Raw genomic sequence first — 24,228 nt, 5'->3', positions numbered from 1 at the left:
AATTTATTTTTGTAAGCCAAGTGGTTTAATTGGGCCTGATGAATCAAGCCTATAAGCCGCTTGGTTTTTGTTTTAACTACTGCAAACAATATTCAACGCATTGAATGCAGTCCTAATGAGACATAGTCTTGGGAAGGTGAAGACTGGTGAAAAAGCCCCTTATCGTGCAAAAGTTTGGCGGAACCTCAGTGGGTTCTATTGAGAGAATTCATACGGTAGCCAAACACATCATTAATGCGAAAAATGATGGTAATCAAGTGGTTGTCGTGGTGTCTGCGATGTCTGGTGAAACCAATCGATTGATGGATTTGGCGAAGCAGATAGACAGCGTACCGACGGCGAGAGAACTTGATGTTTTGCTCTCTGCTGGTGAACAAGTATCGATGGCTTTATTGGCGATGACGCTCAATAAACTTGGCTATCCGGCCCGTTCACTTACCGGAGCACAATCAGGTATTGTGACGGATAATGTTCACAATGATGCGACGATTAAACAGATTGATACCCAACTTATCGATGAACTGCTGGCGGAAGACCATATTGTGGTCGTGGCTGGTTTTCAGGGGATCAATGAAAAAGGGGACATCACCACACTGGGACGTGGCGGTTCGGACACCAGCGCAGTGACTCTGGCGGGCGCTTTGCAAGCCGATGAGTGCCAAATCTTTACCGATGTGGATGGCATATATACCTGTGACCCTCGTGTTGTGGCCAACGCGAAAAAGCTAGAAGTGATCGACTTCCCATCCATGGAAGAGATGGCACGTAAAGGGGCGAAGGTGTTGCACTTGCCCTCTGTACAGTACGCATGGCAACACAATGTACCTCTGCGTGTGTTATCGACCTTTGACACTAAGCCTGGCAGCTTAGTCAAAGGGGAAGAGTGCCAAGATGCGGTTTGTGGTATTGCGCTGCAGCGAGATATGCGTCTGATCAGTATTGAAAAAGAGTCACTTGAGAGCCTGAAGAAACAGTGTTTAATGTTAGGTATTCATCTCTGGAATGTGATCGAGCATGCAGAATGGGTCGACGTGGTGTTAAAAGAGGACGCATACTCTAAACTGGAACTGGTTTTCAAAGACAAAATCCGCAATAGTGGGTCTGTTAGCTTACTCACTGCAGTAGGTTTGCATGTCGAAGGATTGGTAGAACAGTCGTGTGCGTTATTGTCAGAAGTTGCCATTGACGTGATTCATGTATCGATTAACCCGCAATCGTTAACTTTGGTGGTGGAACCTGAGTCTGTTGATAAAGCGGCTAATGTACTGCATGAGCATTACATCACTTCTGCAAAGGCGATCGACTGCTTAGAAAAACATGCCTTTTGGGGTTGATTAGTCACAACAATAGAGTTTACGTAAATAACCCTTTTGTTGGATAATAACCCAGTAGCAAGATAAATCAGAGATTACTCAAGGAGCACAGAATGCTAATTTTAACTCGCCGAGTGGGCGAAACTCTAATGATCGGTGACGAAGTAACAGTAACTGTACTGGGTGTAAAAGGTAACCAGGTACGTATCGGCGTCAATGCTCCGAAAGAAGTATCCGTTCACCGCGAAGAAATCTACATGCGAATTCAAGCGGAAAAAGGCAACGGTAACGTTGCACCAGGTAACTACTAACCTGTGAAAAGGCTGACGATTGTCAGCCTTTTTTGTATCGACAATTGTGACAAAGTGAATGAAAAGAGCGAATTAACATCGCTTTGATTAAATACCCAACGGTTGGCGGACAAAATGGCGTTTTTGCCAAGAAAGTGTTTGACATATTTTTGGTAAATCGTAATATGTGCCTCCGCAAGACGGTGAGGTGGCCGAGAGGCTGAAGGCGCTCCCCTGCTAAGGGAGTATACGGTTTGTAGCCGTATCGAGGGTTCGAATCCCTCCCTCACCGCCATTCTTGCACTGCTCGTTAGAGCATTCGTTTAAAGCGTTCTTTGGAAGAACAGCGGAAAACATTGCGCGCTCGTAGCTCAGCTGGATAGAGTACCTGGCTACGAACCAGGCGGTCGAAGGTTCGAATCCTTCCGAGCGCGCCATATTTCCTTACCAGGGAATAAAACGGTGAGGTGGCCGAGAGGCTGAAGGCGCTCCCCTGCTAAGGGAGTATACGGTTTGTAGCCGTATCGAGGGTTCGAATCCCTCCCTCACCGCCATTAATTGGCCTTTGGTCAATTTTTTTGTTTTAGACGAAAATTTGTGTGATATACTTCACAACCTTCTCGTAATGAGAACATTGCGCGCTCGTAGCTCAGCTGGATAGAGTACCTGGCTACGAACCAGGCGGTCGAAGGTTCGAATCCTTCCGAGCGCGCCACTATTACGTTTGATTGATGATGGCGAATAGACCAAAATCAGTGAAACCGACGCGTCCTTAGCTCAGCTGGATAGAGTACCTGGCTACGAACCAGGCGGTCGGAGGTTCGAATCCTCCAGGACGCGCCACTCTTTAGGGCATAGCCCGACCACTATTGGTGTTCCAATAGTCACAAACTTCTCGTAATGAGAAGATTGCGCGCTCGTAGCTCAGCTGGATAGAGTACCTGGCTACGAACCAGGCGGTCGAAGGTTCGAATCCTTCCGAGCGCGCCACTATTACGTTTGATTGATGATGGCGAATAGACCAAAATCAGTGAAACCGACGCGTCCTTAGCTCAGCTGGATAGAGTACCTGGCTACGAACCAGGCGGTCGGAGGTTCGAATCCTCCAGGACGCGCCACTCTTTAGGGCAATAGCCCGACCACTATTGGTGTCCCAATAGTCACAAATTTCTCGTAATGAGAAGATTGCGCGCTCGTAGCTCAGCTGGATAGAGTACCTGGCTACGAACCAGGCGGTCGAAGGTTCGAATCCTTCCGAGCGCGCCATATTGTAAGCCCCGCTAGTGATAGCGGGGCTTTTTAACATCTTCGTAATATTATTCCAACCTTCCATTTACAACTTAATGTTTTTTATGAAGTTTTTCGTGAAACATTAAGTCTATCCCAGTAATTGCTCCAAATTTGCAATAACGTCATAAAATCAGCAGTTATTTGTGCTCGGATACGGTGAAATTGCAGATTTATGTGATTTGTAAGACGTGTTCGTCCTTAGAAATGTGCATTATCCTCAAGAGTGCAGGAATCAAAATTGACAAAGTTTAGCCAATCGAGATAATCCTAAACCTCTTGTCGGGATTAAACGGTTTATCCTGAACAATGATGGACCAGCTTTGCGCTGGTTTTATTAGGCCATCAGGACTTTTTATTCAACCCTTAGGATAATGACGTCCACATTGAGGCCTATCTCCTTGTCAGGATGACAAAGAAAGGATGCAAAAATGGAAAATGTTGGAAGCCTGCTAGTAGACGCGGCCGCCCTGATGTTAACAGGGATGACGGTTGTGTTTCTGTTCCTCACTATTCTTGTCTATCTCGTTCGGCTGATGTCGAAACTGGTCCCCGAAGAGGTGCCAGAGCCGATCGCCACCCCACTTAAAAATAATAAAGTTCAACCCAGCTCTTCTACGGTGAGCCCGACTGTTGTAGCGGCGATCTCCGCTGCGGTGCATCAATATCGCACCAAGACGGCAAATTAGTATTGGACTGGATTAAAAGGAGTTAATGAGCATGTCTAAACCACTAGCGTTAACCGACGTGGTACTTCGTGACGCCCATCAATCGCTGTTTGCGACCCGTATGCGCCTTGAAGATATGTTACCTATCGCAGCTGAGCTCGATAAAGTCGGATATTGGTCTTTAGAAACATGGGGCGGTGCCACCTTTGATGCCTGTATCCGTTTCTTAGGAGAGGATCCTTGGGAGCGTCTTCGCGCATTGAAACAAGCGATGCCAAACACGCCGATGCAGATGTTACTGCGTGGACAAAATTTATTGGGCTATCGCCACTACGCGGATGATGTAGTGGAGAAATTCGTCGAGCGTGCCCATACCAATGGTATGGATGTGTTCCGTATTTTCGACGCCATGAACGATGTGAGAAACTTCGAGAAAGCGGTCAAAGCAACCGTCGATGTGGGTGCGCACGCTCAAGGTACGCTCTCTTACACCACCAGTCCTGTGCACAACGCCGATACTTGGGTGGATCTGGCCAAGCGCTTAGAAGACTTGGGCTGTCATTCTCTCTGTATTAAAGATATGTCTGGATTGCTTAAGCCTTACGAAGCCGAAGAGCTGATCACGCGCATTAAAGCCTCAACGGACATTCCATTGGCTCTCCATTGTCACGCGACGACTGGTCTATCTACGGCCACGGCAGTGAAAGCGGTAGAGGCGGGCGTGGATATTCTCGATACGGCGATCTCCTCGATGAGCTGTACCTATGGCCATACGCCAACAGAAACTGTGGTGGCAATGCTAGAAGGGACTGAGCGCGACACAAACCTCAAGTTGGATCAGCTTGAACCTATTGCGGCGTATTTCCGCGAGGTTCGTAAGAAGTACGCGAAATTTGAAGGTCAGTTGAAAGGCGTCGATTCTCGTATCTTGATTGCTCAAGTACCTGGCGGCATGTTGACCAACATGGAGAGCCAGCTTAAAGAGCAGGGCGCCGCGGATCGTCTTGATGAAGTGCTGGAAGAGATCCCACGTGTTCGTCAAGATCTTGGCTACATTCCTCTCGTCACTCCAACCTCACAGATCGTTGGTACCCAAGCGGTGATCAACGTACTTACTGGCGAGCGTTACAAGAGCATTACCAAAGAAACGGCAGGCATACTCAAAGGCGAGTATGGCGCAGCGCCCGCAGAGCTTAATGCAGAACTTCAAGCGAAAGTGCTGGATGGCGCGGAAGCGATCACTTGCCGCCCTGCGGATCTTTTGGTTGATGAGATGGACACCCTCACTGACGATCTACTGACAAAAGCGAAGGCGGAAGGCATCGCGTTGGCGCAAGATACTGTTGATGACGTGTTGACGTACGCACTCTTCCCACAAGTGGGGCTGAAGTTCCTTAAAAACCGTCGTAATCCAGATGCGTTTGAGCCTGCGCCGGGTAAAGAAGAGCCTGTTGTTGCAGCCCCTAGCGTTGCCGCACAAGGTGGAATTGAAACCTACAGCGTTAAGGTCGATGGCCAAGTGTACGATGTTGAGGTAGGCCCTCAAGGTCAGCTCAGCTCCGTCACACCAGCGGAATCGGCGTCGTCGGCTCCTGCTCCTGCGGCAGAAAGCAATGCCGAAACAGTGCCAGCACCACTGGCGGGTAACATTTTCAAAGTGAACGTACAAAGCGGCGCTGAAGTGGCAGAAGGTGATGTCCTACTCATCTTAGAAGCCATGAAGATGGAAACTGAAGTCCGCGCGGCGCGTGCTGGCATCGTCCAAGATCTGCATGTCAAAGAAGGTGATGCCGTGACGGTAGGCGCCCCGTTATTAAGCTTGGCGTAAGGGAGTAACATGGAAGGTTTAATGACTCTGTGGTCAGAGACAGGGATCGCTCACTTCGAATTTGGCCAGATTTGCATGATCTTGGTCGGTTGTGTGTTGCTGTTTTTGGCTATCCGCAAAGGTTTTGAGCCATTGCTGCTGCTGCCGATCGGCTTTGGTGCGATCTTAGCGAATATTCCGAATGCGGGTTTTACCGAAGAGGGCGGTTTGCTCTATTACGTCTACTACGTGGGGATCGAATCGGGTATTTTCCCGCTGTTGATCTTTATGGGAGTGGGCGCGATGACGGACTTCGGCGCTTTGATCGCGAATCCTAAGACCTTGTGGCTAGGTGCTGCGGCGCAGTTTGGTATCTTCGCCACCTTGTTTGGTGCGATCTTGCTTAACTATGTGCCGGGTATGGAATTTAGTATGCCTGATGCGGCCTCGATCGCCATTATTGGTGGTGCAGATGGCCCAACGGCGATTTTCCTTGCCAGCCAATTGTCGCCCGATCTGCTCGGCGCGATTGCCGTGGCAGCCTACAGCTACATGGCGTTGGTGCCGATCATCCAGCCACCGATTATGAAAGCGCTGACTACGCCTGAGGAGCGCAAGATCCAAATGGCGCAACTGCGTCATGTGGGTAAAGCAGAGAAGATCCTGTTCCCATTGGCGGTCTTGTTGATGACGATCCTCTTCCTGCCAGCGGCGACGCCGTTGGTGGGTATGTTCTGTCTAGGTAACTTGATGCGTGAAGCTGGCGTGGTGGAGCGTTTATCGAAAACGGCGCAAAATGAGTTGATCAACATAGTGACCATTTTCCTTGGTCTGGGTGTCGGCTCCAAGCTTCAAGCACAAGAGTTTCTCAACATCGAAACATTGGGGATCTTGGCGCTGGGTGCGGTTGCCTTCAGTATCGGTACCGCAGGCGGTGTCTTGATGGCGAAGCTACTCAATAAGCTGTCAAAAGAGGACATCAACCCATTGATTGGTGCTGCTGGTGTATCGGCGGTACCTATGGCTGCGCGCGTGGTGAATAAAGTCGGCTTGCAAGCCAACCCACAAAACTTCTTGCTGATGCATGCGATGGGCCCGAACGTGGCCGGCGTGCTCGGTTCGGCCGTGGCCGCCGGTATATTGCTGGCACTGGTTCAATAGGTCGAGCGAGTGACGCAAGGCGAAATTGCGACAGTTCGGTTAACTTCTCACTAAGAATTGGTATATATTCAAAGGGATGCTTTCGCATCCCTTTTTTTATCGATAGGGAAAGTACACATGGAAAACAAACAAATCGTAATCACGAAATTTGGCGAACCGGATGTCTTAGCGATTCAATCTTCAGCGGTGCCTCAGCCTCAAGCCGGCGAAGTGTTGGTTAAAGTGGCATTCGCTGGGGTTAACCCTATCGACGTAAAAACCCGTGCAGGGCTCGGTTGGGCTGCCGCGCAAAACAAAGACAACCTCCCTTGGGTACCCGGCTACGATATCGCTGGAGAGATAGTAGCAACGGGCGATGACGCGCAGCGCTTTGCTGTCGGCGATAAAGTGGCGGGATTTATTGGCTTTCCTTTGCAAGGTGGAGGCTACAGCCAGTATGTCGCCGTACCAGAGACGCTACTAACCTTAGTGCCTGATGCCATCACGTTGGAGGCGGCTGCCGCTCTGCCTTTGGCTGGGCAAACCGCTGTTCAGGCGCTGGATAAAGCCGGCGTCAAAGAAGGGCAACGCGTGCTTATTCTTGCGGGGGCTGGCGGGGTGGGGCACATCGCTGTACAAGTGGCGCTCGCGGCGAAAGCGGAAGTGTTTACCACCTGTTCGGAAGCCAATTTGGATTACCTGGCGACATTGGGCGCACATGCGGTCAACTATCAGTTTGCCCCGGTCTCTGAGCGCGTTGAAGACGTAGATGTCTTGATTGACCTAGTGGGCGGTGACGCCGCATTAGATGCGCTAAAATGCCTAAAAGATGGCGCGACCGTCGTTACGGTCCCGACCATCAGTGCTGAGATGATTTGCGAAAAAGCCAAGATGCTGGGTTTTGAGGCGACCGGGATGCTGGTCGACCCAAATCCTGAACAGTTAGATGCCCTCGTCTATATGGTCAGCGTTGGCTTACTTAAAACGGAAATCCAGCACGTCTACCCAATGGATAATGTCGCTGATGCACATCGACAAATCGAGACAGGCAGAACGCGCGGGAAAGTCTTACTTGATATGCAATGTTAGACGCGTTTAATCACGCATTTCAGTCGGTCGCATTGTGGTTTTCTGATTCGGCTCTGTGGGTACTCTTCATCACAGGGTTTCTCAGTGCGACTCTGCTGCCGGGCGGCTCCGAGGCGGGGCTCGTTGCCACCCTCAGTCTCAATCAATTCTCCACTACGATGGTGATCGTCGTTGCCAGCCTAGGTAACACCTTGGGCGGGCTCACCAATTATTGGCTCGGGCTCTGGTTACCAAATCGAACTCAAGATGAAAAACACGGTCATAAAGCCGTAGCTTGGCTGCAAAAGTACGGCTATTGGTCATTGCTGCTCAGTTGGCTGCCGATTATTGGCGATCCTCTCTGTTTAGCCGCTGGATGGCTGAGAATGCGGTTTTGGCCATGTTGCTGGCTTATTTTGCTGGGTAAGGCATTACGTTACAGCGCGTTAGCTGCGCTTTATTTTGGACTTTTCTAGGAGATGTCATGAGAAAACTCTGGCTTGGTGCCCTTTCTCTCCTTGCTTTGTATGGCTGCGCGAGCAGCACGATTCCTTCAGTATCGCTGTTTTCTTCTCTCCCTCCGGGCGTTTCTCTGATCGAAGAGGTAAAGCCTCAGCCTGGCGTTGCGATGATCCCTTATGCCAAATATCGCCTAGACAACGGGTTGACGGTCATCCTCTCTCCGGATGATTCAGATCCTCTTGTCCATGTGGACGTCACTTACCATGTAGGCTCGGCACGGGAAGAAGTCGGTAAATCCGGCTTTGCCCACTTTTTTGAACACATGATGTTCCAAGGCAGCGAACATGTTGGCGATCAGCAACACTTTAAAATTATCACTGAAGCGGGCGGTACGTTAAACGGTACGACCAACCGTGACCGAACCAACTACTTTGAAACTGTCCCTTCAAATCAGCTAGAAAAAATGTTGTGGCTTGAGTCCGATCGTATGGGATTTTTGCTTGATGCGGTCTCACAACGTAAGTTTGAAGTCCAACGTGATACGGTGAAAAACGAGCGAGCGCAGAATTTCGATAATCGCCCGTATGGCTTGATGTGGGAAAAGATGGCGGAAGCCATGTACCCAGAAGGCCATCCCTATTCGTGGCAAACGATCGGTTATGTCGAGGATTTGGATCGTGTGGATGTCAACGATCTCAAAGCCTTCTTTTTACGCTGGTATGGGCCGAATAATGCCGTGCTGACGATCGGTGGCGATATCGACGTGGATCAAACGCTTGAATGGGTTCACCAGTATTTTGCTTCAATTCCGTCAGGACCAGAGGTAGAGAAAGCGCCGAAACAGCCGGCTCAGCTCAATGAAGATCGCTATGTCACGCTAGAGGATCGCATTTCTCAACCTATGGTGTTGGTGGGGTGGCCAACCACTTACAATGGCGAGCAAAATCAGGCCTCGCTTAATGCATTGGCGAATATTTTGGGCAGTGGCGCCAATAGCTTGCTCTATCAAAACTTGGTCAAAACAGAGATGGCTGTGGATGCGGGCGCCTTCCAAGATTGCGCTGAACTTGCCTGTAGCTTCTACGTTTATGCCATGGGACCATCCGGTGACAAAGGGCAGTTGACGCCGCTCTACCAAGCGCTGATGGACACCCTTGAGGAGTTCGAGCAAACAGGGGCCACTCAAGCGCGCCTTGACCAGATTACCGGTATGGCAGAAGCTGACGCCGTCTTTGCCTTGCAAAGTGTGCGCGGTAAAGTCTCGCAGTTGGCATCCAATCAAACCTTCTTTGGTCAGCCAGATAGAATGCAGACTCAGCTAGAGCAGATCCGTAACGTGACGCCAGAGTCCGTGCAAGCTGCGTATCAGCGTTTTATCAAAGACCAACACAAAGTGACGTTAAGTGTTGTGCCGCGTGGGAAAACAGAGCTAGCAGCCGCGCCGGCGACGTTTGTCACCCCTGAGCGTCAGTTGCCTGAATACCAAAAAGTGGACGAGAGCCAACTGGCGTATCGACGTGCAGAGGATGATTTTGACCGCTCGGTGATGCCAGAGGTCGCCAAGGGTGTCGAAGCAACGATGCCTGAGCTGTACCGCGTCTATTTTGACAATGGCGCTGAGCTGATTGGTACCGTGAGCTCAGAAACGCCGACGGTTCAGCTTGAGATAAGTTTCCCGGCAGGGGAGCGATATGTCCCGCAAGGTAAAGAGGGGCTGGCTAACTTAACGGCGTCGTTACTCGAAGAGGGCACCACTGAGTCGAGTGTGGAAGAGCTGCAAGCCAAACTGGATGCGTTGGGCAGTACGCTTTCGGTGAGTGCAGGCAGTTACACCACCTCACTGTCGATCTCCACCTTGGAGAAAAACCTCACGCCAACGTTGGCGATTGTCGAAGAAGTGCTGTTCAAGCCCGCTTTTGATGCTGACGACTTTGAGCGGATTAAAAAGCAGACATTAGAAGGGCTAGTGTATCAACATCAGAAACCGACTTGGCTGGCGTCCCAAGCCACGCGACAAGTTCTGTTTTCTGGTAGTGTCTATGAACGTTCGAGCGATGGCACCCAAGCCTCGGTCGAGGCGATTAGCCTAGACGATGTGAAGGCGTTTTATCAGCAGCACTACACGCCGCAAGGTGCGCAAGTGGTGGTTGTGGGGGACATTAGCCGCAGGCAGATCGTCAAACAGCTCGCGTTTTTGAAAGAGTGGCAAGGCGAGGCGGCGCCATTGCTGCGACCTCAGTCGGTAGAACCCCTTGCCCAGCAAAAGCTCTACCTAGTGGATAAGCCGGGAGCGCCACAAGCGATTATTCGTATGGTGCGACAAGGTTTACCATTTGACGCAACCGGAGAGGTTTATCTTACGCAACTGGCCAACTTTAACTTGGCAGGCAATTTCAATAGCCGTCTGAATCAAAACCTAAGGGAAGACAAAGGCTATACCTATGGTGCCAGTGGCTATTTGGCCTCAAACCGTGAAGTAGGGGCCTTGGTCTTTTCCGCTCAAGTTAGAGCAGATGCCACACAGCCTGCACTGGTGGAGATGCGTAACGAGCTTGAGCAGTTTGCCCAGCAGGGAATGAGCGATGAGGAGATGAAATTTTTGCGTCTTGCCGTCGGTCAACAAGATGCACTCAACTACGAAACGCCGGCGCAAAAAGCGCAACTGCTAGGTAGTATATTGGCGTTCGGATTGGATGAAGACTATTTACAGCAACGAAATCAGATTGTGGCAACGGTCAGCAAGGAGACGTTAAACGCACTCGCGGCGAAGTGGTTTGATCCCAGCCAGTATCAAATCATCGTGGTGGGCGATGCGAAATCGTTAAAACCCCAGCTAGAAAGTTTACAGATTCCGATAGAAGAGCTTGAAATCATCCGTTAGAGTACACATAACTGAGAACGTAGAAACGATTAAACATAAGTGAACTTCATTTTGACAGATTTTGCTGCGCGATTAGAGCGAGTCGCTCGTAACCCAGAAGTATTCCAACACTTTAGCCGTGGCGTCGAGCGAGAGACTTTGCGCTATCAAGACGGGCGTTTGGCGACCACTCCGCATCCTCAAGGGTTAGGATCGGCGTTGACCAACCAATGGATCACGACGGATTTCTCTGAATCGCTGCTCGAGTTCATCACTCCGGTGTCGCACGACATCGATCAGTTGATGGCGCAGCTTGAAGACATCCACCATTTCACCCAAACCAAACTGGGGGAAGAGAAACTGTGGCCACTGTCGATGCCTTGTTACGTCGAGCATGAGGAGTTGATCAACCTTGCTCAATATGGCGACTCGAACTCAGGCAAGATGAAAACGCTGTATCGCCAAGGGTTGAAGCGTCGCTACGGCAGTTTGATGCAAATTATCTCCGGTGTGCATTTTAACTTCTCTTTCCCAGACAGTTTCTGGGAGGCCCTCTATGGAGAGCAAGATGAGCAGGCGCGCCAAGAGAGCAAATCTGAGGCGTACTTCGGCTTAATTCGCAATTACTACCGCTTTGGGTGGCTGATTCCTTATTTCTTTGGCGCGTCACCGGCGCTCTGCTCTTCGTTTATTCGTGGCCGAGAGACAAAACTGCCGTTTGAAAACATTGGTGAAACCCTCTATTTGCCGAACGCCACCTCGCTGCGTTTGAGTGATTTGGGCTACACCAATAGCGCGCAAAGTGTCCTCAAGATCGGATTCAATAGCATTGATGAGTATTTAGCAGGTCTTAATGAAGCGATTCGCACGCCTTCAGACAAGTTTGCCAAGATAGGCGTGAAAGTGGATGGTGAGTACCGTCAACTCAATAGCAACGTTTTACAGATTGAAAATGAGCTTTACGCGCCTATCCGTCCGAAACGAGTGACCAAAAGCGGTGAGAAACCGTCTGAAGCGTTGCGCCGAGGCGGGGTTGAGTACATTGAGGTGCGCTCACTGGATGTGAACCCGTACAGCTCGGTGGGTATTACCGAAGATCAGGTTCGCTTCCTCGACCTCTTCTTAGCATGGGCTGCATTAAGTGACTCTGAGCCGATGGATTTTTGTGAGCAAGCGTGCTGGCGAGAGAACTGGAACAAAGTGATTGTCGAAGGTCGCAAGCCGGGTCTTGAGTTACAGATTGGCTGCAAAGGTGAAGTCTTAACGTTGCAAACCTGGGCTAAGCGTGTATTTTCTGAATTGACGGCGATCGCCAAAGTCATGGATGAGGCAGCCGGTGGTCAGGCGTACCAAGATGTGGCTAAGACACTGCTTGAGTGGATTGATAACCCAGAGCTGACCATTTCAGGGCAACTGCTGGCAGACACCAAGCGCCTAGGCGGTTTAGGAAGTGTGGGCCGAGAGTTTGGTCGGCAGTACAAAGCGCGTCATCAAGCTCACCAATACCGTACCTACAGTGAGTCTCTGATGGAACAAGAAGTCGCGCGCTCAGTGGAGGCACAAGTCGATATTGAAGCCAAAGATAGCCTGTCATTTGATGCGTTTTTAGAAGACTACTTCGCGTACTTAAAAACGCCGCAGCAGGCGTAATCCGTGCCACAATAGGCTCGCTCAATCATCGTCGATTTGCTAGGCTTTGACTATCTGTCTAGCTGTTATCGCCGGGCGAAGAAAAAGAATAGAACAGCTCCCAAGAGCTTGGAACCAATGGAGACGGACCATGCCGTTACTAGATAGCTTTACCGTAGATCACACTCGTATGAACGCCCCAGCCGTTCGCGTGGCAAAAACGATGACCACGCCTAAAGGGGATACCATCACAGTGTTTGATTTGCGTTTTACCGCCCCAAACAAAGACATCTTGTCAGAAAAAGGCATCCACACCCTTGAGCATCTATACGCTGGTTTCATGCGTAACCACCTTAACGGTGAGAGCGTGGAAATCATCGATATTTCACCGATGGGGTGTCGTACAGGCTTCTACATGAGCCTAATTGGCACACCGACCGAGTCTCAGGTTGCTGACGCATGGCTCGCGGCAATGCAAGATGTGCTGAAAGTGGAAAGCCAGAACAAGATTCCAGAGCTCAACGAATACCAATGCGGTACGGCAGCGATGCACTCACTGGATGAAGCCAAAGCGATTGCAACAGCGATTATTGACGCGGGCATTTCGGTCAATAAGAACGATGAGTTGGCGCTACCAGATTCGATGCTGAAAGAGCTCAGTGTTGACTAAGTACCGAACAGACCAGCTGATTTAGGCTGGGACAGAAACCAAAAAAGGAAAGCACATCGCTTTCCTTTTTTATTACCTATCAGATTGTTATTGCGCTTTAGGCAATACCACGACGCGCGTTTTGGCCCATATATCGTGAAAGCCGCGCTTTTTGGGGTCGATAGGCACACTAAGATTAGCAAGGCCGAAACCGGATGTGCCAATGCGAATCAGCGCTTGCGTCACCGTGATTCGCCCGCCTTGCTCATTTTGCAGTTGCACTTTCCAGGCACGCATGCCCAATGTTTGGCCCGCTTTTGTCCAAAAGTAGACAAAGAAGTAGACCCATACCGCCGCGAGATAGAAGGTGTAGAGAGGACTCCATACCGGATGCTGCGTAAGGAAATCACTGACGTCTTGGTATTGGCCAACATGAAATACGCCGAGCGCCATTAGCGCATGTAAAATGGCGATAACGATACCGGCCGCCATCATTTCGATGGCAATGATGATCAATCCATCATAAAAAAGTGCCCCTAAGCGGCGAAAAAGTCCCGCTGGTGGCAAGGTGTTATTGCTAGACATAAAACGACTTACCCTTAAAAAACTGGCGCCAGAATATAGTGTCAAACTGGTGATGAAAAGAGAGCTTGCGCACAGCTTACGACTTTGTGGCGAATTTATCAGCAAACAATAAGCAAATCAGCTTTTTGCACTTGCGCGATGGCAAAGCTTACGTATAATGCCAGACATCAACAGGGAGTCATCCCCAAGATGCCGGTGTGGTGAAATTGGTATACACGACGGATTCAAAATCCGTTGCCTTCGGGCGTGGCGGTTCAAGTCCGCCCACCGGTACCATATTTAAACAACAAAGCCTCGACAAAAGTCGGGGCTTTGTTGTTTCTAGCATTCGCCATTTTCAAAAAAGCCCCGTGTTGAAACGAGGCTTTGTTTGAACGACGCTTAGCAGTATCACGATAGAGGGTTAAGACAGGTTTTCCACCGTTCGAGATACTTTTTCTGCGTCATCGATGATTCTGTCGATCACTTGTGAGATCTGCTCAGTTTGAGATTCGCCGTGGGACGTTTTTTCGGTGACGGCTTGGATTTTGCCATCGAGTTTTTGTGTGATCTTACTGTTCTCACCGATAACGTCGGCAATCTCTGAGGTAGATTCAGAGGTCCTGGCCGCGAGGTTACGCACTTCATCGGCCACAACGGCAAAGCCGCGGCCTTGTTCTCCGGCCCTAGCCGCCTCAATTGCAGCGTTCAATGCGAGCAGGTTGGTTTGCTCGGCAATGGCGCTGATGGTCGAGACGATGGTTTCAACGCTTTTCGACTGACCATTCAAGGCGGTCACCAACTCATTCATTTCGGCGACTGAGCGGTTGATCTCTTGAGAGTTGGTCAGAAGCTGCGCAATGCTCTCTTTCCCTTCACACGCGGAGTTGACGGTTTGCTGGGCTATCTCGAATGAGGTGGTGGCGGCTTCTTTGACTCGCTCGGCTTTTTCGACACGATCGGTAATATCGCTCGCAAGTTTGATGATTTTAACCACTTTGCCTTCATGGTTGAAAATCGGGTTATAAGTCGCTTCTAACCACATACGTTGCCCATGCTTATCAATCCGTTGGAACAGACCGGTTTTGATGGCACCAGTCGACAACTCTGCCCAAAAATTGGGGTTGGACTGATAAAACTCGGGCAAGCAAAACATACGATGGTGCTGACCTTTGATTTCGGCCAATGAGTAGCCCATGTGCGCGAGGAAGTTTTTATTGGCGGTAATGATGGTGCCGTCGGGTTCAAAGTCGATGACGGCTAACGATTTATCCAGGGCGTCTAACAGCGCTCGATTGCGCTCACGCTCTCGCTGAGCATCACTCACGTCAGAGGCCACTTTGGCGACATACTCGACTTTCCCATGTTGATCGCGGACCGGAAAATAGGTGGCCTCGACCCAAAATGCGAGATCTTGCTTGTTTTTGCGAATAAATCGGCCCGTTTTAGGCATGCCGTGATTGAGATCTTTCCAAAGTTGTTTGTATTCAGCTGTCTCAACGTCCTCCGGGAAACAAAGGAAGCGGTGATGTTTGCCTTGCACTTCTTCCAAGCTATAACCGGTAACAGAGAGAAACTGAGCGTTGGCAAAACGGATGTGCCCATCGGGTGTGAATTCGATATAAGGAACCGATTCTTTCACCGACTCCTTGAATTGATTAGCGCCGCTAAGTTGATTTTCTAACTGAGTAATCTTGTCATTTTTGGCGCGAGCGAAATTAAACATCCTTGTCTCCTAACCACTGTTTTTATTATGCACTGTATTGAATTTAGTGTAGGTAACCTGGTGCGTTTGTACAATGGTTATAACAGCGATGAGAGGCGTAAGCCAACCGAGCGCGAGGGGTCAATGATGATGATTTGCATGGCATTATTGGTGCAGTAGGGGATCAGCACGGAGTAGGAGTGGCTCGTATCGAGTGTCGGTTGGCCAATTAAGGTGCCAAATTGTTGATCATCAGAGGTAACGAGTACGTCAGCGCGTGGAGCCTCATCCTCATAAGTGAGCTCAAACTCGGTTCTCTCTAGCGGTGAAAACTGGCCGCTTTTTATCGTCACGTGATACCCATCGACTTGGCATCTTCCATCATTCACTGGACAGTCGACCAATGTGAGCCCTTGAGGCGCCGAGGCGAACTCCATTTTTGGTTCAAACTTGAACCAGGTCGGCGCGAAATAACCCGCTGCAAACAGCAGCGGGATCAAAAAATAGCGGTAGGCCATTAAGAGAGCTGGAATCGCTGGCTTAGGCTCGCCAATTTGCTGGTGGCTTGGGTGAGCTCTGAAATCGAGGCGCTTTGCGCCTGCGATTGCTCGGCAATCACAGCACTGGCGTTATCTACTTCCGACATATTGCTTTGTAGACGGTCTAATGAGCGGTGTTGCTCATCGACTGAATCGGCGACTTGCGACATCTGGAGACTCACTTGGCTGATATTGTGCGAGATTTGTCCGGTCGATTGGATGATATTGTCCACGGCACTAGAGACTTGCGTCGATAGTTCCGTCATGTCACTGATGTTGCCCGTGGAGAGTTTGACTGCTTTCTCTAATTGACCTAGAGACACACCAATCTCCTCAACGCTTGCGCTGGTGCGATTCGCTAGTTGGCGGACTTCGTCTGCCACTACAGCGAAGCCTCTTCCAGCTTCACCGGCTCTTGCCGCTTCGATGGAAGCGTTGAGAGCGAGCAAGTTTGTCTGCTCAGAGATGCTCGTGATCGCTTCGAGAATCTGGTGAATGCTGTTGGCGTCTTGTACGACTTGACTGACGTTGCTGCGTGTTTGGTCAACAATATCAGTCATGCGGGCTAAGCGATGTTGACATTCGGCCGATTGAGAAAGCGATGCATCACTAAGCTCGGCGGCATGCTGGGCACTTTGATGGCAAGCTTGGGTTGTTTGTGAGACATGGGAGAACGAATCACCGAGATTGCTCACCGCGCTCGCGACTTGCTTAATATTGTTACTATTGCGAGAGATCTCACGATCAATTCGTGTGGTGTTGGCCGCAAAATCCTCGGATACATGAGAAAGCTCTGCAACGGATTCGCGTTGGATTCTGGCGGTGTCTTGTAACTGTAGAATGATTTGGTTAAAGCGAGTGAAAAACTCATCCCGCTCTTGTAGTTCCACATTTAAGTTGAACGTCGAACCTTGCACCACATGATCGACGGTGCGGCTGACGTATTTCAAGCGTTGCAGGTTTTTATCCAGTACAAGACAGGCGTACATGGATACGCTAGCTTGGAAAATAGCATACAGGCAGTGCTCAATAACTAAGGTGTAGCTGCTGTTCGGTGGGAAAATGTATACCGGTACGCCAGACGACTGCATCCAAAAGAAGACAACGTGATGCAGAGCGGCGGCAACCAGTGCGTGTAATACCATCAGCCAGTTATTGTAGAGCGTCATCAACGCCAACATGATGAAGACTTCAAAATGAAGCATGATGTCGCCATAGGCTTGATGAATATGCAAAGCAACAAACCCGTACAGCACGTACGGCAGGGCATAGCGAGTGGTGGGGCGATTGAGAATGACGACTAAGGCAGACAAGACCAGAGTGGCAATCAGGTCGGGCGTCGCATACCCATAGCGAGCAAAATAGATAAACGAAAGTGCCATCATAGGCAGGCCGATAATGTACGTTTTTTGAGAGAACGACAACTCACGCTCTAGCTTAATCATACCAATCTACTCTTAGCAAAATAAACGATGTGCATGTTAGGAGTATATGTACACCACTCATGCTCAGTGGTTGTACCAACAATCCGTATTACTGTTAAAAGCCGTTTTGCTGATAAATTCTGTTTTGCTGATAAAAAATTGTAGACAAAAAAAACCAGCAGGTTGGCAGCTGCTGGCTAAGTCTTTTGGGCTTCCTTTGTTGTTATACTTCTCGTCACAAAGTTCGATCACTGCGTCCCGATAAATTTCCTCTGAGGTGAAAATTTCACGCGGTGCCAATGATGTTCGAGAAGTGGATTTATCCTTGTTTGCGAATCAAGTAGTCAAATGCGCCAAGGCTTGCTTTTGCGCCTTCTCCCATCGCAATAATGATCTGTTTGTACGGTACAGTTGTGGCATCCCCCGCCGCAAATACACCTTCTAGGCTTGTTTCACCACGGCTACCGACTTCGATTTCGCCACGATTTGACAGGGCAACCTCTGAATCTTTCAGCCATTCTGTGTTCGGTACGAGGCCGATTTGCACGAAGATACCAGACAGCTCAATCTCTTTGATCTCATCTGTGTTGCGATCTTTGTACTTCAAGCTCGTGACACGTTTCCCATCACCAATCACTTCTGTGGTTTGTGCCATGGTAATAATGTCGATGTTAGGCATCGAGTTCGCCTTGTTGATCAAGACTTGGTCGGCGCGAAGGACATCCGCAAACTCCAACACTGTCACATGCTCAACAATACCGGCAAGGTCGATAGCGGCTTCAATACCTGAGTTACCACCACCGATAACGGCAGTCTTCTTACCTTTGAACAGTGGGCCGTCACAGTGTGGGCAGTAGGCAACGCCTTTGTTGCGGTACTCTTGCTCACCCGGAACGTTCATTTCACGCCAACGTGCACCTGGGCTTAGAATGACACTCTTACTCTTCAGAGTTGCGCCACTCTCAAGTTGGATATGAATCAGACCATCTTCTGTGTGCGCCGCGCCCATCAGCTTTTCTGCTTGCTGTTCTGTTACGACGTCCACATCGTACTCTTTTAAGTGCTCAGCAAGATCAGTCGCCAGTTTTGGACCTTCAGTACGTTTCACTGAAATGAAGTTTTCGATCGCCATGGTGTCCATGACTTGACCGCCAAAGCGTTTAGCGACAACGCCAGTGCGAATCCCTTTGCGCGCCGCATAAAGAGCCGCAGCACTACCACCAGGGCCACCACCGACAACCAAGACATCGTATGGGTCTTTTTCGCTCAAAGCTTTCGCGGCTTTCTCGCTCGCGCCGTCATCCACTTTGTTAAGAATCTCAGTTAGAGACATGCGGCCTTGACCGAATAGCTCGCCGTTAACGAATACACTCGGTACGGCCATGATGTCACGTTGTTTTACTTCATCTTGGAAGAGCGCGCCATCGATCATGGTCGCGTTCACTTTCGGGTTGATCGCCGCCATCATATTGAACGCTTGAACCACGTCTGGACAGTTTTGACACGAGAGTGAAATAAAGATTTCAACATCAAGATCTTTGTCTAATGCGGCGATTTGCTCAATCACCTCAGGCTCAAGCTTGATTGGGTGACCGCCAGAGTGCAGCAGCGCCAAAACGAGAGAAGTAAATTCATGTCCCATTGGCAAGCCGGCAAAGCGCAATGACGTACCTTTGGTCGGGTTGGTCACTGCCATCACAGGTTTGCGTGCGCTGGCATTATCATCTCGTTCAACACTGATCAGATCGCTCATCTCAGCGATTTGATTGGCCAAGGCGAGGATGTCATTGGCGGCTTTGCTTTCATCTAGGCTAACCACTAGACGAACCTCTTCTTTTACATTGGCGAGATATTGTTTGAGTTGTTGTTGAATCGCTTGGTCTAGCATGGTGGTACTTACCTTAAATAAACAAAAGAGTGGTTACTCTGGATAAAAACAGGTTGGGAAGAGAGCAAACCGGGTAGAAGGTCGTCAGGTATCAGACCCAGAATGCTCTCTTAATTAGGTTCCTAATAGGGGAGGAACAACAATCTCAGTGAGATTAGATTTTGCCAACTAGGTCTAGAGATGGTGCCAGTGTTTCTTCACCTTCTTTCCATTTCGCTGGGCAAACTTCGCCTGGGTGAGCAGCGACGTACTGAGCGGCTTTTACTTTGCGAAGTAGGTCTTCTGCGTCACGGCCGATACCTTCAGCAGTGATTTCCATCGCTTGAATCGTACCTTCTGGGTCGATCAGGAATGTTGCGCGGTCTGCAAGACCTTGACCTTCACGCATAACACCGAAGTTGTTGGTGATGTTGCCAGTTTGGTCGCCAAGCATGTAGTAGTTGATTTTGCCAATAGTGTCTGAGCTATCGTGCCATGCTTTATGAGTAAAGTGTGTATCAGTAGAGACTGAGTACACTTCTACGCCGCGCTTTTGAAGCTCTTCGTAGTGGTCTGCTAGGTCACCAAGTTCAGTTGGACATACGAAGGTGAAGTCTGCTGGGTAGAAGAAGAATACCGCCCATTTACCTAGAACGTCTTGCTCTGTGACTTCAACAAATTCACCTTGTTTGAATGCGGTCGCTTTGAATGGTTTGATCTTAGTGTTAATCATATCTTTACTTTCCTCAGAATGTTTTGGGTGAGCAGTTCTTGCTTTCGGAAAGTATATTCTCATCCCCAGTAGACTAAATAAAATTGCTTGTAGCTATCTTATTGATAGGGAAATCCTATTAGAAATTAACAAGGCCTCGTCTAACGCAGTGTGGTTCGAGTCGGCGCTTTGTGCGCAAGATAAGAGCGGTGGAATTTTTCTTCGCTTTATCCGCGAGTTAGTGAATTGTCAGCTATCTTTTAAAGAAAACAACAGGAAGTCAGACAATGTATCAAATCACACCGTATCTCTTTTTCGCTGGAAGATGTGCCGAGGCGCTCCATTTTTATCGTGATAGTTTTGAAGCAGACGTCACATCAGTGCAATATTTCAAAGATTCACCACAGGTCATTGAGGGGGCGGAGCCGCATTGGATTATGCACGCAGAAATTGACATCATGGGCAATAAATTGATGCTCTCTGATGGCGTGGTGGCGAAAGAGCTGAGCGGAAACACCATCGCCTTATCCATTGTGCTTGACGATCTCGACTTACAAGCGAGGCTGTTCGATAAGCTCGCGACGCAAGGTCGCGTGATGATGCCTTTGGCCGACACATTTTGGGGAGCACGCTTTGGTAAAGTGGAAGATCAGTTTGGCATCCGTTGGATGCTGCACTGCAATCTAGTCTAATCTGCTGAGGTGTCATGTCGCATCAGAAATCCGTTGCTCACGTCTATTGATGAGTTGGTCAGGTAGGGTGGCTTTTTGTGATGAAATCGCCACCTAATTCATCTAAGATTGTTGGGTTATCAAAATGATTCAGTTGTATAAACGTCGTGGCTAGCATCAAAATTACCGTCGATCGTCTCCAACCCGGATTGCACATTCGACTGCCGCTCAAATGGAATGAGCACCCTTTCTTATTGAATAGCTTCAAGATAAAAGACGAAGAGCAAGTGCGACTCATTCGCCACTTGGGAATTAAGCACGTCTATATCAATCCTGCGCAAAGTGATGTTGAACCACTGCCACCGCAGAAAGCGCAACCCGAAGAAGAGGCCGACAATGACCACTCCGGCGTTGATAGTGAGGCAGAAAAACTCTGGCAGCAGAAACAAGAGCAAATAGAAAAGCTCAATGCCTATCGACGCCGAGTGATTCAGTGTGAAAAAGAGTTCGAACGATCGTTGTCAAAGATGCGAGCGGTGATGAATAAAATTCGCAGCCGACCAGAACAAGCCATTGATGAAGCATCGGAGTTAGTCAGCGATGTGGTCGACAAATTGCTTAGCGATGACAACGTGACGTTACATCTGATGAACGGTAAGAGTGAATTTGAGGACATCTATTTTCACTCCCTCAATGTTGCGGTTATCGCGATGATGATTGCCAAGGCTAAAAAGCTCAATGCAGACAAGATAAAAGAAGTCGCGTTTGCTGCGCTATTCCATGATATGGGAAAAGTTAAAATCCCAACGGCAATAGTCCGCAAAAAGACGGCCTTGACGGAGCCAGAGAAAAACTACCTCAAACTGCACACCAAGTATGGTTTTGACTTGGCCGATAAAATAGAGAGCTTTCCGGAAAGTGCTAAAACGGTCATTACTCAACATCATGAACTGAATGATGGTTCTGGATACCCTCAAGGGTTAAAAGAAGAAGAGATAGATATGATGACGCAAATAGTGTCGGTGGCGAATGCGTATGACAATCTCTGTCACTGCAATATCGAAGCAGAACAAAAGATCCCTTATGTTGCGCTGTCTCACCTTTATAAAAACTGCAAGCATCTCTATAGCAACGAAAACCTCGGCATTTTAATCAAGTTTATGGGCGTCTACCCACCTGGTACCGTTGTCCAACTGTCCAACAACATGGTTGGCTTGGTCATTTCAGTCAACGCGCGCAATATTCTCTACCCGAATGTGCTGATGTACGACCCTTCTGTGCCAAGGACTCAAGCGCCGATTCTCGATTTAGCGGAAAAAGAACTGAAAATAGTGAATGCGATTTTGCCTGCTAAGCTTCCAGATAAAGTAAAAGAGTACTTAAACCCACGCTCACGTATTTCATACTTCTTTGATTCAGACAGTTAGAAGTTGAGTTATCCACAGGCATTTGTGTATATGCTTAGGGTAGTGTGCGCGTAAACTAGGTATAAAATAGCGCCTGATCGAAAAGTAGTCGGTCAGGCGTTTTTTGATAAAAAAAAGGCTTTTTTCGCTTGCGCTATTTCTGTTGCTCCCTATAATGCGCATCCACTGACACGGCAGACGCCACAAGGCTTCAGCAGTGTTAAGAGAGGTAAAGACTTCTTGAGAAAATAAATTTGAAAAGTGTTTGACTCTTCAAATTAACTCGCTAGAATGCACCTCCGCTTTGAGAGAAAGTTTCTTGAAAAGCAAAGCTCTTTAACAATATAAACCTATCAATCTGTGTGGGCACTCGTTGATGATAATCCAATTGGAAGCTTAGGCTTCAAATTAGGTTTCAATGAACTGAGTGACCATTCGAATTGGGAAGCAGCCTTGAGCTGTTTTGTTTTACTTTTTCAAAAGTGAAAACCAATAAGAGCACAGTCAATTCAAGTTTTCTAGGAACTAGCTTCTAGTCACTAGGAACTTATCAGTATTCATTGAGCCGACAAAATCTTAAATTGAAGAGTTTGATCATGGCTCAGATTGAACGCTGGCGGCAGGCCTAACACATGCAAGTCGAGCGGAAACGACTTAACTGAACCTTCGGGGAACGTTAAGGGCGTCGAGCGGCGGACGGGTGAGTAATGCCTGGGAAATTGCCCTGATGTGGGGGATAACCATTGGAAACGATGGCTAATACCGCATAATAGCTTCGGCTCAAAGAGGGGGACCTTCGGGCCTCTCGCGTCAGGATATGCCCAGGTGGGATTAGCTAGTTGGTGAGGTAAGGGCTCACCAAGGCGACGATCCCTAGCTGGTCTGAGAGGATGATCAGCCACACTGGAACTGAGACACGGTCCAGACTCCTACGGGAGGCAGCAGTGGGGAATATTGCACAATGGGCGCAAGCCTGATGCAGCCATGCCGCGTGTATGAAGAAGGCCTTCGGGTTGTAAAGTACTTTCAGCAGTGAGGAAGGTGGGTGTGTTAATAGCGCACTCATTTGACGTTAGCTGCAGAAGAAGCACCGGCTAACTCCGTGCCAGCAGCCGCGGTAATACGGAGGGTGCGAGCGTTAATCGGAATTACTGGGCGTAAAGCGCATGCAGGTGGTTTGTTAAGTCAGATGTGAAAGCCCGGGGCTCAACCTCGGAATTGCATTTGAAACTGGCAGACTAGAGTACTGTAGAGGGGGGTAGAATTTCAGGTGTAGCGGTGAAATGCGTAGAGATCTGAAGGAATACCAGTGGCGAAGGCGGCCCCCTGGACAGATACTGACACTCAGATGCGAAAGCGTGGGGAGCAAACAGGATTAGATACCCTGGTAGTCCACGCCGTAAACGATGTCTACTTGGAGGTTGTGGCCTTGAGCCGTGGCTTTCGGAGCTAACGCGTTAAGTAGACCGCCTGGGGAGTACGGTCGCAAGATTAAAACTCAAATGAATTGACGGGGGCCCGCACAAGCGGTGGAGCATGTGGTTTAATTCGATGCAACGCGAAGAACCTTACCTACTCTTGACATCTACAGAACTTAGCAGAGATGCTTTGGTGCCTTCGGGAACTGTAAGACAGGTGCTGCATGGCTGTCGTCAGCTCGTGTTGTGAAATGTTGGGTTAAGTCCCGCAACGAGCGCAACCCTTATCCTTGTTTGCCAGCACTTCGGGTGGGAACTCCAGGGAGACTGCCGGTGATAAACCGGAGGAAGGTGGGGACGACGTCAAGTCATCATGGCCCTTACGAGTAGGGCTACACACGTGCTACAATGGCGCATACAGAGGGCGGCGAACTTGCGAGAGTAAGCGAATCCCAAAAAGTGCGTCGTAGTCCGGATTGGAGTCTGCAACTCGACTCCATGAAGTCGGAATCGCTAGTAATCGTGGATCAGAATGCCACGGTGAATACGTTCCCGGGCCTTGTACACACCGCCCGTCACACCATGGGAGTGGGCTGCAAAAGAAGTGGGTAGTTTAACCTTTCGGGGAGGACGCTCACCACTTTGTGGTTCATGACTGGGGTGAAGTCGTAACAAGGTAGCGCTAGGGGAACCTGGCGCTGGATCACCTCCTTATACGATGATTATCGTTTTGAGTGTCCACACAGATT

General features: G+C 49.3%; 17 protein-coding genes, 9 tRNA genes, 1 rRNA gene and 2 pseudogenes. 22 read left to right on the top strand and 7 right to left on the bottom strand.

Going from position 1 to position 24,228, the window contains the following annotated elements:
* Positions 1 to 146: 146 nt before the first annotated feature.
* The 18 genes from AC6R0L_RS05485 to luxS all read left to right on the top strand — a co-directional run bounded on the left by AC6R0L_RS05485 (position 147) and on the right by luxS (position 13,194).
* Entirely contained in the window at positions 147 to 1,334 is a 1,188-nt protein-coding gene (locus AC6R0L_RS05485; RefSeq protein ID WP_500628517.1) for an aspartate kinase, read from the top strand.
* 92 nt (positions 1,335 to 1,426) lie between these two features.
* The gene (gene csrA / locus AC6R0L_RS05480) at positions 1,427 to 1,624 is read left to right on the top strand and encodes a carbon storage regulator CsrA (RefSeq protein WP_009847619.1); all 198 of its coding nucleotides are present in this window, start codon (positions 1,427 to 1,429) and stop codon (positions 1,622 to 1,624) included.
* A gap of 181 nt (positions 1,625 to 1,805) precedes the next feature.
* Positions 1,806 to 1,898, top strand: a tRNA-Ser gene (locus tag AC6R0L_RS05475).
* A gap of 65 nt (positions 1,899 to 1,963) precedes the next feature.
* Positions 1,964 to 2,040 (top strand) — tRNA-Arg (locus AC6R0L_RS05470).
* A 24-nt stretch (positions 2,041 to 2,064) separates the two neighbouring features.
* Positions 2,065 to 2,157: transfer RNA gene (locus AC6R0L_RS05465), tRNA-Ser, on the top strand.
* Between the two features lie 84 nt (positions 2,158 to 2,241).
* A tRNA-Arg gene (locus tag AC6R0L_RS05460) sits at positions 2,242 to 2,318 on the top strand.
* 51 nt (positions 2,319 to 2,369) lie between these two features.
* Positions 2,370 to 2,446: transfer RNA gene (locus AC6R0L_RS05455), tRNA-Arg, on the top strand.
* A gap of 70 nt (positions 2,447 to 2,516) precedes the next feature.
* Positions 2,517 to 2,593 (top strand) — tRNA-Arg (locus tag AC6R0L_RS05450).
* A gap of 51 nt (positions 2,594 to 2,644) precedes the next feature.
* Positions 2,645 to 2,721 (top strand) — tRNA-Arg (locus AC6R0L_RS05445).
* 71 nt (positions 2,722 to 2,792) lie between these two features.
* A tRNA-Arg gene (locus tag AC6R0L_RS05440) sits at positions 2,793 to 2,869 on the top strand.
* A gap of 452 nt (positions 2,870 to 3,321) precedes the next feature.
* On the top strand, positions 3,322 to 3,579 hold the full coding sequence (locus AC6R0L_RS05435) for an oxaloacetate decarboxylase subunit gamma (RefSeq protein WP_334555094.1): 258 nt from the start codon (positions 3,322 to 3,324) through the stop codon (positions 3,577 to 3,579).
* Positions 3,580 to 3,610: 31 nt separating this feature from the next.
* The gene (gene oadA / locus AC6R0L_RS05430; protein ID WP_500628516.1) at positions 3,611 to 5,386 is read left to right on the top strand and encodes a sodium-extruding oxaloacetate decarboxylase subunit alpha; all 1,776 of its coding nucleotides are present in this window, start codon (positions 3,611 to 3,613) and stop codon (positions 5,384 to 5,386) included.
* Between the two features lie 9 nt (positions 5,387 to 5,395).
* Complete coding sequence (locus AC6R0L_RS05425) at positions 5,396 to 6,526, top strand: sodium ion-translocating decarboxylase subunit beta (RefSeq protein ID WP_334555096.1); 1,131 nt, start codon at positions 5,396 to 5,398, stop codon at positions 6,524 to 6,526.
* A 117-nt stretch (positions 6,527 to 6,643) separates the two neighbouring features.
* Positions 6,644 to 7,594 carry an NADP-dependent oxidoreductase gene (locus AC6R0L_RS05420; protein ID WP_500628515.1) on the top strand — a complete coding sequence of 317 codons (951 nt, stop codon included), beginning with the start codon at positions 6,644 to 6,646 and terminating at the stop codon, positions 7,592 to 7,594.
* The gene (locus AC6R0L_RS05415; RefSeq protein ID WP_500628514.1) at positions 7,588 to 8,049 is read left to right on the top strand and encodes a YqaA family protein; all 462 of its coding nucleotides are present in this window, start codon (positions 7,588 to 7,590) and stop codon (positions 8,047 to 8,049) included. The genes AC6R0L_RS05420 and AC6R0L_RS05415 overlap by 7 nt, the downstream gene beginning before the upstream one ends.
* A gap of 8 nt (positions 8,050 to 8,057) precedes the next feature.
* A complete protein-coding gene (locus AC6R0L_RS05410; protein WP_500628513.1) occupies positions 8,058 to 10,916 on the top strand; it encodes a M16 family metallopeptidase in 2,859 nt (952 codons plus the stop codon).
* A 51-nt stretch (positions 10,917 to 10,967) separates the two neighbouring features.
* A complete protein-coding gene (gene gshA / locus AC6R0L_RS05405) occupies positions 10,968 to 12,545 on the top strand; it encodes a glutamate--cysteine ligase (protein ID WP_500628512.1) in 1,578 nt (525 codons plus the stop codon).
* A gap of 130 nt (positions 12,546 to 12,675) precedes the next feature.
* A complete protein-coding gene (gene luxS / locus AC6R0L_RS05400) occupies positions 12,676 to 13,194 on the top strand; it encodes an S-ribosylhomocysteine lyase (RefSeq protein WP_334555101.1) in 519 nt (172 codons plus the stop codon).
* An 87-nt stretch (positions 13,195 to 13,281) separates the two neighbouring features.
* Here luxS and AC6R0L_RS05395 read toward each other — a convergent pair whose 3' ends face one another.
* Positions 13,282 to 13,758, bottom strand: coding sequence for an RDD family protein (locus AC6R0L_RS05395; RefSeq protein ID WP_500628511.1), 477 nt, complete (start codon positions 13,756 to 13,758; stop codon positions 13,282 to 13,284).
* 191 nt (positions 13,759 to 13,949) lie between these two features.
* Between AC6R0L_RS05395 and AC6R0L_RS05390 the strand changes: the two genes are divergently transcribed.
* Positions 13,950 to 14,034, top strand: a tRNA-Leu gene (locus tag AC6R0L_RS05390).
* Positions 14,035 to 14,161: 127 nt separating this feature from the next.
* Here the strand turns inward: AC6R0L_RS05390 and AC6R0L_RS05385 are convergent.
* The 6 genes and pseudogenes from AC6R0L_RS05385 to ahpC all read right to left on the bottom strand — a co-directional run.
* A pseudogene (locus AC6R0L_RS05385) lies at positions 14,162 to 14,584 on the bottom strand (methyl-accepting chemotaxis protein); the annotation flags it as partial.
* A gap of 102 nt (positions 14,585 to 14,686) precedes the next feature.
* A pseudogene (locus tag AC6R0L_RS05380) lies at positions 14,687 to 15,463 on the bottom strand (PAS domain-containing protein); the annotation flags it as partial.
* A 77-nt stretch (positions 15,464 to 15,540) separates the two neighbouring features.
* Positions 15,541 to 15,960, bottom strand: a complete 420-nt coding sequence (locus AC6R0L_RS05375) for a hypothetical protein (protein WP_500628510.1) — start codon at positions 15,958 to 15,960, stop codon at positions 15,541 to 15,543.
* A complete protein-coding gene (locus tag AC6R0L_RS05370) occupies positions 15,960 to 17,426 on the bottom strand; it encodes a methyl-accepting chemotaxis protein (protein WP_500628509.1) in 1,467 nt (488 codons plus the stop codon). Before AC6R0L_RS05370 ends, AC6R0L_RS05375 begins: the two co-directional genes overlap by 1 nt.
* A gap of 298 nt (positions 17,427 to 17,724) precedes the next feature.
* Positions 17,725 to 19,293: an alkyl hydroperoxide reductase subunit F gene (ahpF, locus tag AC6R0L_RS05365; protein WP_500628508.1), complete on the bottom strand. Its 1,569-nt coding sequence runs from the start codon at positions 19,291 to 19,293 to the stop codon at positions 17,725 to 17,727.
* Positions 19,294 to 19,447: 154 nt separating this feature from the next.
* Positions 19,448 to 20,005 carry an alkyl hydroperoxide reductase subunit C gene (gene ahpC, locus AC6R0L_RS05360; RefSeq protein WP_334555125.1) on the bottom strand — a complete coding sequence of 186 codons (558 nt, stop codon included), beginning with the start codon at positions 20,003 to 20,005 and terminating at the stop codon, positions 19,448 to 19,450.
* A gap of 266 nt (positions 20,006 to 20,271) precedes the next feature.
* Here ahpC and AC6R0L_RS05355 point away from each other — a divergent pair, with 266 nt between their 5' ends.
* The 3 genes from AC6R0L_RS05355 to AC6R0L_RS05345 all read left to right on the top strand — a co-directional run bounded on the left by AC6R0L_RS05355 (position 20,272) and on the right by AC6R0L_RS05345 (position 24,193).
* Positions 20,272 to 20,676, top strand: a complete 405-nt coding sequence (locus AC6R0L_RS05355; RefSeq protein WP_334555126.1) for a VOC family protein — start codon at positions 20,272 to 20,274, stop codon at positions 20,674 to 20,676.
* Positions 20,677 to 20,822: 146 nt separating this feature from the next.
* Positions 20,823 to 22,082, top strand: coding sequence for a cyclic di-GMP phosphodiesterase (locus AC6R0L_RS05350; protein WP_500627061.1), 1,260 nt, complete (start codon positions 20,823 to 20,825; stop codon positions 22,080 to 22,082).
* Positions 22,083 to 22,639: 557 nt separating this feature from the next.
* Positions 22,640 to 24,193 (top strand): 16S ribosomal RNA (locus AC6R0L_RS05345).
* Positions 24,194 to 24,228 lie beyond the last annotated feature (35 nt).

It is taken from the genome of Vibrio sp. R15-SG3-ISO1A, assembly GCF_059833955.1.
The sequence above is the reverse complement of the archived record's forward strand: the minus strand, read 5'-3'. Positions and strand labels throughout refer to the sequence as shown.